We start from the raw sequence: 14111 nt of genomic DNA, 5'->3' as shown, positions 1-14111 counted from the left end.
AAGACAGTGCCCGCGACGGATCCGACAACCAGCGCTCGAATGAGCGCACAGCGTCGACGCGACACCAAACCCGAGATCGCGATCCGGCGCGAACTTCATCGGAGTGGACTGCGGTACTTCGTCGATCGGGCTCCTGTCAAAGGTGTTCGTAGACGGGCCGATTTGGTGTTTCCGCGGCGGAAGGTGGCGGTGTTCGTCGACGGCTGTTTCTGGCACTGTTGCCCGCTCCACGCGACATACCCCAAGAACAATGCGCAGTGGTGGGCGGACAAGTTGGCCGCCAACGTGCTGCGAGACCGGGACACCGATGCACGCCTCGCCGAACAGGGCTGGACCGTCATCCGCATCTGGGAGCACGAAGATCCGTCGACGGCAGCCGAACGCGTCCGGAACACTCTTCTGTCTCCGTAAGCTTCGTGAGGTGAGCGGACTTGGTGGAGCGCGAGTAGTTCTGGCGGGTGCGTTGATTCTCGGTGGAATCGTGTACTCGTCGTGGGTTCTGGAGTTCTTCCTCGACACCGGACTTGATCCCGTGACGTCGTTCCTCAGTGAACTCGACGCGGCAAATCAGAAGTACCGCGACGTGTTCGGTAACGCCGACGTTATCTCCGCCGTTTTGATGTTGGTGTCAGCGACGCTCGGGCTACTGGTTACGGAGCGACGCAAATTCTATGTGGCGGGCTGGATTGCACTGGCTGTGTTCGGCGTGGCCACGATTGCGGACGCGTCGTTTCCGCTGGACTGCTCCGGCCCGGATTGCGCGGCGAGCGAGCCCGGCGGACTACTGCCGCAACTACATCACGTTCATGCTTTGACCAGCAGCGTAGCGGTCTTTGCGATCTTCACCGCGATGATCACGTTCACCGTCGGGGCCTTCCGTTATCGCGAGCATCCGCTGTTGCGCACCGTCGGATTGGGCCTTTTGATCGTGACTTCCCTTGCGACGGTGTGGATGTTGACAACTAACGGCATAGAACTGGCCGGCGGCGGTAATCTGGGCTTGGGAATCGCCCAACGTGCACAGGTTTTGGGAATGTCTTTGTGGCTGTGCACCCTGGGTTGTGCGGTATTGCGGCGACAGGAAAGGTTTTTGAACAGCGATTTCGGGCGATCCTGACATACACGGACCTACCGAAGGGTGTGCCCATGTCACTCGCGTCGACGTTCTTCTCCCACCCACATCAGGCGTTCACCACGGGGTTTTATCGCAACGAGTCGTTCGACTACGAACTGCGAGTTCTCCTCGGCCAGGCAACGTACGGCGCCTCCGATACCGGAGAAGTTCTTGCTGCCATTGCCGAAGTCGGCGACAAAGACCACGAAGGTTGGTACGTCGCGTGGTTCGACCTCGGATCACGGATCTTCGAGGAAGCCGAGGAATCCGCGCGCGCCGGACATCCGCGCAGCGCGTCGAGTGCGTACCTGCGGGCAGCGTCGTACTTCGCTGTTGCCGTCAATGCCGTCGACGGACTGACCGACGACTCTGTTCTGGTTCCCACTTTCCGGCATCACCGCAGCGCGTGGGACGGTTTTGTCGACACCACCTCGCACTCCGTGGAGCGCGTGCGGATTCCGTACGAGGACACCACGATGCCCGGGTACTTCTTCCGTCCACCCGGAGATGTACGACGCCCGACGCTCATCATGGTGAACGGCAGCGACGGCCCCATCAGTTCGATGTGGGTCAACGGCGGCGCCGGAGCGCTCGAACGCGGCTACAACGTGCTGATGTTCGACGGACCGGGTCAGCAGTCCATGTTGTTCGAGAACAATATTCCGTTCCGCCATGACTGGGAAGCTGTCATCACCCCTGTCGTCGACTTCCTGATCGACCGACCCGACGTCGACGCGTCGAAGTTGGCGATGTGCGGCATCAGTCAGGGCGGCTATTGGGTGCCACAGTCACTGGCATTCGAGCATCGGATCGCCGCGGCAATCGCCGATCCCGGCGTGGTCGACGTATCCGCGTCGTGGCTCGTTCACATCCCGCGCGGCATGCAGAACTTGCTGGAAGAAGGCAAGTCGGAGGCCTTCGACCGGGACATGGCGATGGGGTTGCGAGCGTCGAAGGAAACGGCCCGCATCTGGCGTTTCCGAGCGCGGCCATACTTAACTGACGGCTACTACAACACTCTGGCCGAGGTACGGAAATACCGCCTCGAACACGTTGCGGGCTCGATCACCACTCCCCTGCTGATCACCGATCCCGAACACGAACAGTTCTGGCCGGGACAATCGCAACGCCTCGCCTCATTGTCCGGCGGGCCCACCACGGTGGTTCCGTTCACGGCAGCAGAAGGCGCGAGTTTCCACTGCCAACCGATGGCAAGGCGCCTCACCGACCAACGCATGTTCGACTGGCTCGACGAGCAGTTGGGGCTCTAGACGACCGAAGCGACCTTCGCCGGGCGGTTCAGCAACGTTGCACACATCGGGAGCAGCAGAACGGTAATTGCGCCCGCCGCCACCAGAATCGACGCATTGTCCGACGACATCTGACCGGCACTGACAGCAGCACCGGTGACGGCCACGATCATCGGCAACCCAGTAGCGCCGTACAGCGCGACCTGTGCACTCTCCCGGGTACTGAAAGGCGGTTCGACCCTCTCGAACTTGGTCGTGAAAAACACCGGCACACCGCGAACCACGATGATGAGAACAAGGAACGCCAGCAGGACGGTGGGATTCTCCGCGACCGCCGACACGTCGATTGCCATTCCGGAAGTGATGAAGAAGATCGGAATGAGGAATCCGAAAGCAATACCGTCGAGCTTGATCTCCAACCGCTCGTTGCCGTCGGCCATCAGGCGTCGCAGGATGAAACCGGCCGCAAAGGCGCCGAGAACAACGTCCAGCGAGAATACGGCCGAGAGTGCACCCAGCCCGACCAGCAACAAGATCGTCAGGCGAACCGTGGTCTGTGCTGTGGTGTCCGCTCCGGAACGGACAAGTGTGTGCGTCCACGATCCGTGCGAAATCAGCTTGGTCGGCAGCACCGCAAGAATGACCGCGATCAGCGCGAATGCCGCGAGGACCACCAGCGACAGGACAGCGCCACGCGCACCGAGCAATACGGCCATCGCAACGACAGGGCCGAGTTCGCCGACAGCGCCGTGATTGAGGACCGTCCGGCCAAGCCGGGTGTCGAGGATTTTGTTGTCCTTGAGAATCGGCAGCAGGGTGCCCAACGCCGTTGACGTCATCGCAATCGCAACGGCCGCTTCTGCGGAGATCACACCCTGCGCCCCCAAGAGCGCGACAATCGCAAACGCCAAGGCGAGGCAGAACAGCCACGTGTACAGGGCTCGCCGGCCACCAGCGCCACTCAGTTCCTTGCGGTCGATCTCGTAGCCGGCGAGCAGAAACAGCATGCCGAGGCCAAGTTCCCGAAGTATCCCGATGGCCTCACTCTCTGCCGCCAGGTTGAGCGCAAATGGCCCGACAACCGCGCCGGCGACCAACAGCAGCACAACTTCCGGTACCAGGCGCCGCGGGAACAGGCCCGCGACAAAGGGCGCGAGCGCAGCGATCAGCGCAATCCAGAACAGCGACGAGGCAATTGAGGGCACGGATCATTATCGGGCATTTACGACAGATGTGCCTGCGATTACATCAGCGGCGCGTTACCGCTCTGAGTTATTTTCGCCAGAACAGGTGGTGGGTCATCCCACTCGGGCTTGGCACGATCTCGAGATTGAAACGGTCACGCAGCTCGTCCGGCGACTCCCAGAGACGGAGCCCGGAACCGAGCTCGACCGGAGAAACCGCGACGTGCATGGTGTCGACGAGATCCGCGTCGAGAAACTCCTTGATTGTGGTCACCCCACCGCCGAGCCGGACGTCCTTACCCTGTGCGGCCTCGCGGGCCTGCTCGAGCGCGGTCGTCGGGTCTGCGTCGACAAAATGAAAAGTCGTGTCGGAAAGGGTGAACGACGGTCTTGGGTGGTGGGTCATGACAAACACGGGCGTGTGGAAGGGCGGCTCGTCGCCCCACCATCCCTGCCACTCGAGGTCTTTCCAGGGTCCACGCTGGAATCCGAATTTGTTGCGGCCCATGATTTCGGCACCGATATTCTGGGCGAAGTCGCGAGAGAAGTAATCGTCGAGCCCTCGACTTCCACCGGGGTCGGTTCGATTCGGCCAGCTGGCCGTGGCTCCGGCCCACGCAAACATATCGCGATGGTCGAACCCGAACGGGCTCTCGAAACTCTGGTTCTCACCCGCGGCGACTCCGTCACTGGAGATGGTGAAGTTCTGGACCCGTAGTAGCTGATTCACTGTGCGCTCCCACACTCTCGATGATGGTCATACGGGAGTTAAGACTCGGAGGAGAGGTGAAACTCATCGGCGGCGGGACTATGCATTAAGCCTGATCGTCCATGAGACCGAGCGTGTCCCAAGCCTGCTCGATGCGTCCGGCCGAAAAACGAGCATCGGAGCTTTCGAGCTCGGCGAGGATGGCCTGGACGACAGCGACCATGGCTGTCAGCGACGGAGTCACGTAGATACCCTCGATCGGGGTGATCACGACGTGATCGGCGTATGTGTTCAGGGGTGACGAGTGCAGGTCGGTGAGAACGGCGATAGTCGCGCCCCTTTCGCGTGCAAGACGGGTTAATCCACGCAATGTACTGGTGAGGCGCCAAACATTGATGACGATGACACAGTCGCGTTCGTCCAGGTGTGACACGTGTATCGCCTGCGACGTTGCGGAGCCGGCCGAGAGGCGGATGTCGTATCCGTAGACGGACGCCAGGTAACTGAGTACCTGTGCGGGTCCTGCCCCGGATCCACTGGTGATCAACACGATTCGACGGGCCGCTTTCATCGCGTCGGAAACGCTCTTGATGGCAGTGATGTTGGCCGCGGACGAGACGGCGGCGAGGTTTGCCACATCCTGCCTCAGCATTTGCGCCGCCGCCTCCGTCGATTCGGGGCGCTCGGGATTTGTTGTCACGAGTGAGTCGAGATATTCGGCTCTGAGCGCTTGACGAAGATCGCTCCACCCCTCGAACTGGAGTTGCTGGGCGGTCCGCACAACAGTGGAGACATTCACTCCAGCGCGCTCGGCGACTTCGCGGCCAGATGCATACGAGGCGAACTGCGGCATCTGTGCAAGAACTTGTATGACCCGATCGGCCTGAGCTCCGAGGTTCGCGCGCTCTGCTCGTTGCGCGAGCATCGTCCCAACCGTCACCTCGGAGCGCCTCTTTTCACTGGATCTAATACATGGCATCAAGCGTCGCTGACGACCTGAAACACGTCACTGGTCGCAGTCACGCTATCACCGCAATCTCAGGCCTCCTTGGGGAAACTTCGCATGAACAAAGTGTTGCATGAATCACGACTATGCATCTAATGTTGCGCGCATCCCAGCCTCGACGCGAGCATTCACGCAGCCCACGGACAACAATCAGTCGCTTTCAAGGAGAGACCATGCACACTCGGGTAATTAACGCCCACACGCTCGAACCCTCGACTGGCGAGCGCCAGAAGAATGCCTGGATCGACATCGCCGACGGGCGGATCGTCGACAGCGGGGTGGGGCGGCCCCCCCGCTTCGCCCGGCGACATTCGAATCATCGATGCAGGTGGGGGCACCGTCATGCCCGGCTTGGTCGACGCCCACGTCCATATCCTGGTGACGACGACAAATACCGCCGAAATTGCTGGATGGACGCCGGGTTATGCGACTGTGAGAGCGCTGCGCTCGGCGGGCGACATGCTCCGACGTGGTTTCACCACCGTGCGTGATGTCGGTGGCGCCGACCATGGAATGGCCCGCGCTTTGCAAGAGGGCTTGGTCCCAGGGCCGCGACTGATCTTCGGCGGTAAAGCACTATCGCAGACCGGTGGCCACGGAGACTTCCGCTCTCTCAATGACACCTCTGTGCCCTGCTGTCAGCTGAAACCCGACTTCGGACGGATCGCGGACGGCGTTGATGCCGTTCGCCACGCGGCCCGCGACGAGTTCCGCAAGGGCGCGCATCACCTGAAGCTTGTCGTCTCCGGTGGGGTCGCATCCCCGACTGACGAGATCTCAGCGGTCCAGTACACACAGGAAGAGATACGTGCGGCTGTCATCGAGGCTGAGAACCACAATCGGTACGTCACGGTGCATGCCTACCACCCGCGCTCGGTGAATCAGGCGCTGAGGGCTGGCGTGCGATGCGTCGAGCACGGCAACCTCATCGACGACGAGTCGATCCGCCTGCTCATCGAGAACGACGCCTTCTTGGTACCGACAATCATCACGTACGAGGCGATGTACGAGGCCGGTGCTGCTTCCGGCCTGTCCGCAGGATCATTGAAGAAGCTCGACGAGGTTCGGACAGCGGCCGTCGGCGCGCTTGAACAGGCCCACCGGGCAGGAGTGAATCTGGTCTACGGCACCGACTTGCTCGGGCATCTGCAAACGCGTCAACTCGAAGAGCTCACGATCCGTGCGCGCGTTCAGCCGATCCTCGACGTGATACGCAGCGCCACCAGCACTGCTGCGCGCTTGCTCGGAATGGAAGGAGAAATCGGCACCCTCGCGCCGGGCGCTCACGCGGACCTCCTCGTGTTGGACGGGGACCCGGAGCAGGATCTCACTGTCCTCACCACGCCGGAGCGGTACTTGCGTCACGTGATCCACGGCAGCGGCGTCACCGACATCGCTAGGTGATGGACATAACAGCGGGATGCGGAGGCCTACGTCGCCAATAGACATCAGGCCAATCGGATGCATCCGTGTGCATGTGCAGAAATACAAGAAAGCCCCTCACCGGCATCTCTGCTGGTGAGGGGCTTTCTGTTGTGCGCCCGAAGGGATTCGAACCCCTAACCTCTTGATCCGTAGTCAAGTGCTCTATCCGTTGAGCTACGGGCGCATGTTCTGTTGTGTTGCTGGTCTTGCGTGTCTTGCCGTCGTACTTTCTATCATTTCTTACCCGCCGGTCAAAATCACCGGCGTGGCGGAGGCGAGAGGATTTGAACCTCCGGTCCCTCGTAAAAGGGACAACTCATTAGCAGTGAGTCCCATTCGGCCGCTCTGGCACGCCTCCCTGGGGGTTCCGATCCTTTCGGACCGCCGGGACGAAAGATTACACACTTCTCACCACCAAAGGCAAAACGAGTGGTCAGAGCCCTGATTCATGGCGTTATCGCAGGTTGCCGTCGAACCAGTCGAAGATCCGGGTGCGGGCGTCGATGATCGCGGCTGCACAGGGATCGTCGTCGTCCCGGCCTTCGGGGACTTGTGGTGGTTCGTCGGCTCGATGCTGCAATCCTGCGTAGCTCACCACCAGGGTCGCCACGTCGGCTTTTGCCGTCGCCTCCCTCAGTCTGTTGACGTGCTCGGGTGGAGTGTCGGGATCGTCCTCCCCGTAGAGGGCGAGCCACGGGGCTTGCAGGGACACCGCTGCGTCGAGCAATGCCTGCGCGTCGACGGACAGCGCTTCGACGATCCCACGAGCGGCGACACTCACAGCCGCACCGACGGGACGACTGGTTGCGACGAGCATCGCCGCGGTGCCTGCCGCGTCGAAACCGAGGACGCCGATGGTGTCGGCCGGGACGTCGCGGCCCGTGAGCCAATCGAGGGTCGCGTCGACGTCGGCAAAGAGGTTGTCACCAAAAACATCGCCCTGGATTACCTCGGGTTCACGGTGAAAAAGATGCGGGGCGACGGTCAGCCAGCCGTCGACGGCAAGGGCAGCCATCAACTCGAGGAGCGCTTTGCTGAATTGCCTCGCCTCGTGCAATACGACGATCGCGCCACGGGTCGGGCCGTCGGGTTCCACCACGGTCAGTGGCACAGTGGCGACGCCGCCGTCGGCCACCCGCAGATTCGCGGCATCTCGGAACATTCCCGACATGCTTCCTACTCTGACACGTGGACGGCTCGAGCGCACCGAATCAGAGCGCGCATAATCGGACTGTGACCCCACACATTCGCCCCGACCTCGCTTCGATCCCCGCCTACGTTCCCGGACGCAATTTTCCGGGTGCGATCAAACTCGCGAGCAACGAAACGACACTTGGCCCGCTGCCCAGCGTCCGTGATGCCGTGGCCGAAGCTGTCGGACACGCGAATCGTTACCCCGACAACGGCGCGGTGGCATTGATCGAGACGCTTGCGTCATTCTTGAATGTCGAACCGGCAAACGTCGCTGCTGGTTGCGGCTCTGTGACGCTGTGCCAAGAGTTGGTACAGGTCACATGCGATCCGGGCGACGAGGTAATCTACGCGTGGCGCTCCTTCGAGGCCTACCCGGTGGTGACTCAGGTTGGCCACGCGGTGTCGGTGAAGGTCCCGCTGGCCGAGGATTTCGGGCACGACCTCGGCGCGATGCTCGCCGCGATCACGGACCGCACGCGCCTGATCTTCATCTGCAACCCCAACAACCCGACCGGCAATGCACTGTCGAAAGCGGAACTCGAAAGCTTCCTGAACGCCGTCCCGCCCCGCGTCGTCGTCGCTCTCGACGAGGCGTACTACGAGTACTCCCGATCCGATGCGGACGGCATCGAACTGTTCCGCAATCGCCCGAATGTGGTTGTACTGCGCACGTTCTCGAAGGCGTACGGCTTGGCCGGTATCCGGGTGGGTTACGCGGTGGCCCATCCCGAGATCATCGTCGCGCTCGGCAAGGTCCACACACCGTTCTCGGTGAGCGCGCTCGCGCAGACCGCCGCCATCGCATCGCTGGCCGCAGCCGACGAACTCCTCGCCCGCACCGACGCCGTCATCGCGGAGCGGACTCGCGTTCGCACCGCACTGATCGAGGCCGGCTACACCGTCCCCGAATCGTCGGCGAATTTTGTCTACCTGCCGCTCCGCGAACTCTCTCCCGGCTACGCCGATGCAAGTACCGAATCCGGCATCCTGATCCGCCAGTACGGCACCGAGGGCGTCCGCATGACCATCGGCGATCCGGACGAGAACGATGCCTTCCTCGCATTTGCCTTGACCGACGAAGCCAAGCGCTTGGCGGGAATCGGCGTCAGCGCGTGACACTTGATACATAACTGTTACGCCCAGCCCTAGAATTCGTTCTCGCGGCCAGGCACACTCAGGAAGGTTCGAAACCGGTCCGGAGGAAGGAGCACGAAGTATGACGCGAGGCATCACACGCGCTTGTGCTGTGCTCGCGACTTCTCTCCTCGCAACCTCCCTGAGTGTGACTGGCGTGGCTAGCGCCCAGAGCCCCGATACCGTCTCGGTCCGGTTGCTCGCGTTCAACGATCTCCACGGCAGTCTGCTGCCACCAGAAGGCGAACGCAGCCAAATCATGCAGGCCGACGGTTCGTACACCCCCGCGGGCGGCGCCGCATACCTCGCCGCGTACGTGTCCCAGCTGCGAAACCAAGCGTCGAATTCGTTGCTCTACTCCGTGGGTGACAACTGGGGATCGTCCGCACTGGAATCGTCGATGTTCAACGACGAACCAACAGTCGAATTGCTCAACCGCATGCAGATCAATGCGTCGGCGATCGGCAATCACGAACTCGACGACGGCCTCGCGGAATTTCGTCGGATGGAATCGGGTGGGTGCTCCGCGGAGAACGCCTGCACCTTCAGTCCCACGTTCGGCGGAGCCAATTTTCCGCTGATGGCGGCCAACATGACGTATACCGACGGCACACCGGCGACGCTGCCCTTCACGGTCGACATCGTGGACGGCGTTCCCCTCGGCGTGATTGCGATTGCGGCAAGTAACACAGCTCAGATCGTGGCACCGGACGGCGTTTCGACCCTGAAATTCGGCGACGAGGTCGAAGCAATCGATCGCACCGCGGACGTTCTCGACTTCTTCGGCGTCAAAGCCATCACCGTGCTGTTGCACCGCGGCGACGAACCGGACATTGCGGGTGGGCCAAACGACTGCAACGTCACATCCGGTCCCGCTCGCGACATCGCGTTGCGAGCATCGCCGAAAGTCGACGTCATCTTTACCGCGGACAGTCATCAGCAGTACAACTGCGAATACCCCGATCCCGCCGGAAATCCCCGCGTGGTGATGCAGGGTGCGTCGCACGGTCGCATCGTCTCCGTCGCGGATGTCGTGATCGACCGCACCACTCGGGACGTCCTGCGCGATCAGACATCGTCGTTCAATCAGATAGTGACACACGATATTTCGCCGGACCCCGACACGGCAGCGCTTGCCGATCAAGCATGGAATGCGGCTGCCGAAGTGGCACAACGTCCCGTCGGGACAATCACCGCCGACCTGACTCGCGACCAGACACCCAGCGGAGAATCCGCCATCGGCAACCTGATCGCCGACGCTCAATTGGCGGCTGGCACCGCGCGGGGAGCCCAAATCGCTCTGACCAATCCGGGCGGAATCCGCGAAGACCTCGACACTGGAACAGTGACCTACCGCCAGGCCCATGCGGTGCAACCGTTCGGCAACAGCCTCGAGGTGCTGTCCATCACAGGGGCGGCATTGAAAGATGCGCTGGAACAGCAGTTCCAATTTTCGCCGGAATACTTGCCGTTCGAACGAATCCTCGCCCCGTCTGCTGGTTTCACCTACACACTCGACCGCAAGGCCCCCGCCGGGTCACGCGTCTCGGAAATGCGCCTGAACGGCGAAAACATCAACCCGGACACGGTTTATCGTGTTGCGGTCAACAAGTTCCTCGCCGAAGGCGGCGACGGGTTCACAGCCCTGCGCAGCGCCACCGAAACAACCGGCGCGGGCAACGACCTCGACGCCCTGGTTGCCCTGTTCACCTCCGGCTCACCAGTTCCGCCGCCGGCCACCGATCGCATCCGCACGGTCGGCTGAATAGGCATCAGCGAGCCGATTGCCTAGTCTCGACTGGTGATCATCGCGACCCATAACGGCAAGTTCCACGCAGACGACGTCTTCGGCGTATCGCTCCTGAAGCAGCTGTACCCCGACGCCACCGTCGTACGCACCCGTGACGAGGACGTCCTGAACAGCGCAGACATCGTGCTCGACGTCGGCGGACGCTACGAGCCGGCAGCCGGCCGTTTCGACCACCACCAGCGCGGTGCGGGCGAACGCAGCAACGGCATCCTGTACTCAGCCTTCGGGTTGCTGTGGCAGGAGTTCGGCCTGAAGTTCTGCAACGGCGACGAGTCCGTGTGCCGTCGTATCGACGGCCGCCTGGTCGAGGGCATCGACGCCGTCGACAACGGTCAGGAGATCTACACCCTCAACGAGTTCGGCACCAAGCCATTCGACCTGTCCGCGGTTCTGGATCTGTTCAATCCCATCTCGTCCACCGACGAGGAGTTCGATACACAATTCGAACTCGCGGTTGCGCTCGCAACACAGATCCTGATTCGCTTGCGCGCCAAGTACGCCGGCGACGCAGCGGCCGAGAAGGAGTTCGCGGACACGTACGCCAAAGCGTCGGATCCGCGATTTGTCGTCCTGGAACGCTTCATTCCGCACGGCCGCGCGGCGTCGGCTCAGCCGGAGCTGTTGTTCACGATCTTCCCGAACACCAACGGCGGCTGGTCGATTCAGACCGTCAAGCCGGCTGATTCGAAGTTCGGTTCACGAAAGCTGTTGCCGGAGCAGTGGCGCGGCCTCAACGGTTCGGATCTGGCGGCCGAAACCGGCGTCGACTCGTCTGTGTTCTGCCACAAGGCCGGATTCATCGCTGCCGCGCACACTCGCGACGATGCGATGAAGCTGCTGGAATTGGCTCTCGCAGAGTAGATCCTCAGCGTGGTTCTTCAGCGACGGAGTGCGGATTCCAGTATCGGCCAGGAATCGTGCAGTGCATCCTCGTAATAGGGCCACGAATGGGTTCCGCTGTCCCGGTAGGCAAACACTCCCGCGATGCCCAGACCTTCGAGCCTGCTCTCGAAGGCCTGGGTGCACGAATGGACGAGCGCTTCGAGCGGCCCACCCCGGACAATCGCCGTCGCTCCTTCCAGAGTGAGGGCTGTGTTGTGCGCTCCTGGCAATCCGCTGCTCGCAGAGCTGTAGATCGTTTTGCCACGCAACGCCTCCGCATTGCCCGACGGATTGTGATTGCGCCAATCCGGATCCCCGGCCGGCCCCCACATATTCGTGGCGTCGCCGTTCTTGCTGGCAACCGTGGCGCGCACGAAGTCCTGTGAGTACGTCGCCGTGGTGTCGAGACACCCACTGTACGAAGCCAATCCCGTGTACAAGTCCGGATTCCGAGTGATCAGGTTGCCCGCAGCCAGAGCGCCCATGGATACGCCGCCGACAACATTGGTGCCGTTCCCCGCGAATGCCTCGTCGATGAGGGGCGGTAACTCTCGCGTCAGAAACGACTCCCACTTGTTCACACCGAGGTTCGGGTCGTTGCTGCGCCAGTCGGTATAAAAACTGCCGGTACCTCCCACCGGCAGAACCACATTGACGTCCTTGTCGGCAAAGAACGCCTCGATGTCGGTGTTCTGCGTCCACGTACTTTCGGTGTATCCCGACTCCGACCCGGCACTGACCCCGTCGAGGAGATAGAACGTGGGCCGAGTGCCCGGAGCGCTCACGGGATGCAGAACCTGAACCTGAACTTCACGGCGCATCGACAGGGAGTCGACAAACACTGCACTGCGAGTGGGCGTCAACTGCTCGATCCGTGCGATATGAGCGATCTCTGTCTCGGGGTGAGCGACAGCTGTATCGGAGTGCGCAACGCCGACGAGGCCGAATGCACTTACCGAGAGAATCACTCCGAGTACCACTGACGTCCGCATAAGTGGCCCCCTTCTCACATAACGCCCTGCCAGACTGTTCGGTCGTGGCTGCCGATTCGACCGAAGGATTGAGTCGATCAAAAGCCGGGTATGCGTCACTCTTGGCAAGTTCTCCACCGATGCACACACAGGTGTGGATAACTTCATTCACATCCAGCCCACGACTGTGCATAACCTGTGCACAACTACATGAATTACATCAAGGTTATTCCACCTACCTCGACTAACAGGGTTCTACACAGTGTGGATAACTTTGTCCTCAGATTCGCCGAACCGTTGCCGTTTCGGGCGTGTCCATGCAGTTCCGACCCAACGCGACATGATTTGTTCACAAGGAGGCAACTCCCCATACTGAGTCCATGATCTCCGCCCTGTTGGCCGCTGCCGCCGTTCTGGCACTCCTCACACTCGTGCCCGGACCGGACATGGCCGTCGTGACGCAGGCAGCGCTCACCGGCGGTCGATCGTCCGGATTCCGGGTAGCGGTAGGCATCATCAGCGGACTGCTCGTATGGGGCTTGCTCACCGTGCTCGGTTTGTCGGCGTTGCTGGCCGCTTCCGCGGAGGCGTACACCGCGGTGAAACTCGCCGGCGCTGCCTATCTGATCTATTTGGGGGCGCGAGCGCTGTGGGGCAGCCGTTCATCCCAACTGCGCAGCGTCGACGCACCGCGTTCGCAAAAGGCCGGGACCTGGAAAACCGGTTTCACCACCAACCTTCTCAACCCCAAAATCGCGGTCTTCTACACCAGCCTGCTGCCGCAACTGGTTCCAGCGGGATGGCCGACGGGTCCGTCACTCGCACTCCTGGTGATCATCCACGCAGCGATCTCCATCGCGTGGCTCAGCGCCTACGTCGTGCTTCTCTCCCGCGCCCGTAGCACCTTCGAGAAGCCGAAAGTGCGGCAGGCACTTGAACGTGTGACCGGCACGGTTCTTCTAGGATTCGGAGCGAAGATCGCGCTGGAAGCGCGCTGAGTCGACACATCAGAGAAGAGCACAACAGTGGGCGCGTGGGGATCGGGACCGTTCGAGAACGACGGTGCGGGGGATTTGATTGCATCCATCGGGCACGGTGATTTCACCTTCGAGTCCGTGGAATGGGCGTTCGAGGACGACTACCTCGAGGTGGACGGCGGCCAGATCGCCGTTGCCTTACTCGAATTGGTGCTCATCGTGCGCGCCGATCGCAAACGGGATCCTGCCGTCGAGGAACTTGCTCTCGACGCCTTTGCCGACGCCTTGACCAGCGAGCGGCTCACGTGGCTGATCGAGATGGTGGAACGCACCATCGCGTCGACCGACTCGGAACTGTTCGAGCTCTGGGACGAGCAGGGACCGGAAGAACTTGCGGCCTGGCGGATCCCGGTTGTCGACGGTCTCGAGGATCTGCGTGTGCTGTCGGTCTGATC

Annotated in this window: 14 protein-coding genes and 2 tRNA genes; 9 read left to right on the top strand and 7 right to left on the bottom strand. The window is 61.7% G+C overall.

Translation table 11 applies throughout. From position 1 onward, the window contains the following. The first annotated feature begins 6 nt into the window (after nucleotides 1-6). From CJ178_RS22125 to CJ178_RS22115, 3 genes are read left to right on the top strand one after another with little or no spacing between them, the layout of a single operon-like run. Nucleotides 7-411 carry a very short patch repair endonuclease gene (locus CJ178_RS22125; protein ID WP_092805926.1) on the top strand — a complete coding sequence of 135 codons (405 nt, stop codon included), beginning with the start codon at nucleotides 7-9 and terminating at the stop codon, nucleotides 409-411. 10 nt (nucleotides 412-421) lie between these two features. Further along, nucleotides 422-1117 carry a DUF998 domain-containing protein gene (locus tag CJ178_RS22120; protein WP_045066414.1) on the top strand — a complete coding sequence of 232 codons (696 nt, stop codon included), beginning with the start codon at nucleotides 422-424 and terminating at the stop codon, nucleotides 1115-1117. A gap of 29 nt (nucleotides 1118-1146) precedes the next feature. Next, nucleotides 1147-2385 (top strand): alpha/beta hydrolase family protein, encoded by a 1239-nt coding sequence (locus CJ178_RS22115; protein ID WP_095887675.1) that lies wholly within the window; start codon nucleotides 1147-1149, stop codon nucleotides 2383-2385. Here CJ178_RS22115 and CJ178_RS22110 read toward each other — a convergent pair. The 3 genes from CJ178_RS22110 to CJ178_RS22100 form a co-directional block, all read right to left on the bottom strand. Continuing rightward, a complete protein-coding gene (locus CJ178_RS22110; protein ID WP_095887674.1) occupies nucleotides 2382-3569 on the bottom strand; it encodes a cation:proton antiporter in 1188 nt (395 codons plus the stop codon). The genes CJ178_RS22115 and CJ178_RS22110 overlap by 4 nt on opposite strands. A 67-nt stretch (nucleotides 3570-3636) precedes the next feature. After that, entirely contained in the window at nucleotides 3637-4278 is a 642-nt protein-coding gene (locus CJ178_RS22105) for a dihydrofolate reductase family protein (RefSeq protein ID WP_095887673.1), read from the bottom strand. 85 nt (nucleotides 4279-4363) lie between these two features. After that, nucleotides 4364-5197 (bottom strand): MurR/RpiR family transcriptional regulator, encoded by an 834-nt coding sequence (locus CJ178_RS22100; RefSeq protein WP_095887672.1) that lies wholly within the window; start codon nucleotides 5195-5197, stop codon nucleotides 4364-4366. A gap of 300 nt (nucleotides 5198-5497) precedes the next feature. Between CJ178_RS22100 and CJ178_RS22095 the strand changes: the two genes are divergently transcribed. Then, a complete protein-coding gene (locus CJ178_RS22095; RefSeq protein ID WP_233364878.1) occupies nucleotides 5498-6667 on the top strand; it encodes a metal-dependent hydrolase family protein in 1170 nt (389 codons plus the stop codon). A gap of 132 nt (nucleotides 6668-6799) precedes the next feature. Here the strand turns inward: CJ178_RS22095 and CJ178_RS22090 are convergent. The 3 genes from CJ178_RS22090 to CJ178_RS22080 all read right to left on the bottom strand — a co-directional run bounded on the left by CJ178_RS22090 (nucleotide 6800) and on the right by CJ178_RS22080 (nucleotide 7859). Then, a tRNA-Arg gene (locus CJ178_RS22090) sits at nucleotides 6800-6872 on the bottom strand. An 82-nt stretch (nucleotides 6873-6954) separates the two neighbouring features. Then, nucleotides 6955-7046: transfer RNA gene (locus CJ178_RS22085), tRNA-Ser, on the bottom strand. Between the two features lie 96 nt (nucleotides 7047-7142). After that, entirely contained in the window at nucleotides 7143-7859 is a 717-nt protein-coding gene (locus tag CJ178_RS22080; protein ID WP_033235114.1) for a dienelactone hydrolase family protein, read from the bottom strand. A 62-nt stretch (nucleotides 7860-7921) separates the two neighbouring features. On the opposite strand from CJ178_RS22080, the gene hisC reads away from it, so the two are divergent. From hisC to CJ178_RS22065, 3 genes are all read left to right on the top strand, one after another. Next, a complete protein-coding gene (hisC, locus tag CJ178_RS22075; protein WP_045066851.1) occupies nucleotides 7922-8998 on the top strand; it encodes a histidinol-phosphate transaminase in 1077 nt (358 codons plus the stop codon). A 100-nt stretch (nucleotides 8999-9098) separates the two neighbouring features. After that, on the top strand, nucleotides 9099-10781 hold the full coding sequence (locus tag CJ178_RS22070) for a bifunctional metallophosphatase/5'-nucleotidase (RefSeq protein ID WP_033235115.1): 1683 nt from the start codon (nucleotides 9099-9101) through the stop codon (nucleotides 10779-10781). Between the two features lie 36 nt (nucleotides 10782-10817). Then, on the top strand, nucleotides 10818-11687 hold the full coding sequence (locus tag CJ178_RS22065; protein ID WP_033235116.1) for an MYG1 family protein: 870 nt from the start codon (nucleotides 10818-10820) through the stop codon (nucleotides 11685-11687). 17 nt (nucleotides 11688-11704) lie between these two features. Here CJ178_RS22065 and CJ178_RS22060 read toward each other — a convergent pair whose 3' ends face one another. Continuing rightward, a complete protein-coding gene (locus CJ178_RS22060; RefSeq protein WP_095887671.1) occupies nucleotides 11705-12700 on the bottom strand; it encodes an alpha/beta hydrolase in 996 nt (331 codons plus the stop codon). 359 nt (nucleotides 12701-13059) lie between these two features. Here CJ178_RS22060 and CJ178_RS22055 point away from each other — a divergent pair, with 359 nt between their 5' ends. Together CJ178_RS22055 and CJ178_RS22050 are read left to right on the top strand one after the other, a co-directional pair. After that, nucleotides 13060-13677 (top strand): LysE family translocator, encoded by a 618-nt coding sequence (locus tag CJ178_RS22055; RefSeq protein WP_033235118.1) that lies wholly within the window; start codon nucleotides 13060-13062, stop codon nucleotides 13675-13677. A gap of 27 nt (nucleotides 13678-13704) precedes the next feature. After that, nucleotides 13705-14109 (top strand): DUF4259 domain-containing protein, encoded by a 405-nt coding sequence (locus CJ178_RS22050; protein ID WP_095887670.1) that lies wholly within the window; start codon nucleotides 13705-13707, stop codon nucleotides 14107-14109. The last annotated feature ends 2 nt before the right edge of the window (nucleotides 14110-14111 follow it).

This window comes from Rhodococcus sp. ACPA4 (assembly GCF_002300185.1).
Classification (GTDB): domain Bacteria; phylum Actinomycetota; class Actinomycetes; order Mycobacteriales; family Mycobacteriaceae; genus Rhodococcus_F; species Rhodococcus_F globerula.
Note: the sequence above shows the minus strand (reverse complement) of the source record. Positions and strands in the feature narration are given on the sequence as shown.

Coding starts and splice junctions, on each gene's coding strand:
- CJ178_RS22115 (WP_095887675.1), top strand. CDS start 1,147: ATGTCACTCGCGTCGACGTTCTTCTCCCACCCACATCAGGCGTTCACC.
- CJ178_RS22095 (WP_233364878.1), top strand. CDS start 5,498: ATGCCTGGATCGACATCGCCGACGGGCGGATCGTCGACAGCGGGGTGG.
- CJ178_RS22080 (WP_033235114.1), bottom strand. CDS start 7,859: ATGTCGGGAATGTTCCGAGATGCCGCGAATCTGCGGGTGGCCGACGGC.
- CJ178_RS22070 (WP_033235115.1), top strand. CDS start 9,099: ATGACGCGAGGCATCACACGCGCTTGTGCTGTGCTCGCGACTTCTCTC.
- CJ178_RS22060 (WP_095887671.1), bottom strand. CDS start 12,700: ATGCGGACGTCAGTGGTACTCGGAGTGATTCTCTCGGTAAGTGCATTC.
- CJ178_RS22055 (WP_033235118.1), top strand. CDS start 13,060: ATGATCTCCGCCCTGTTGGCCGCTGCCGCCGTTCTGGCACTCCTCACA.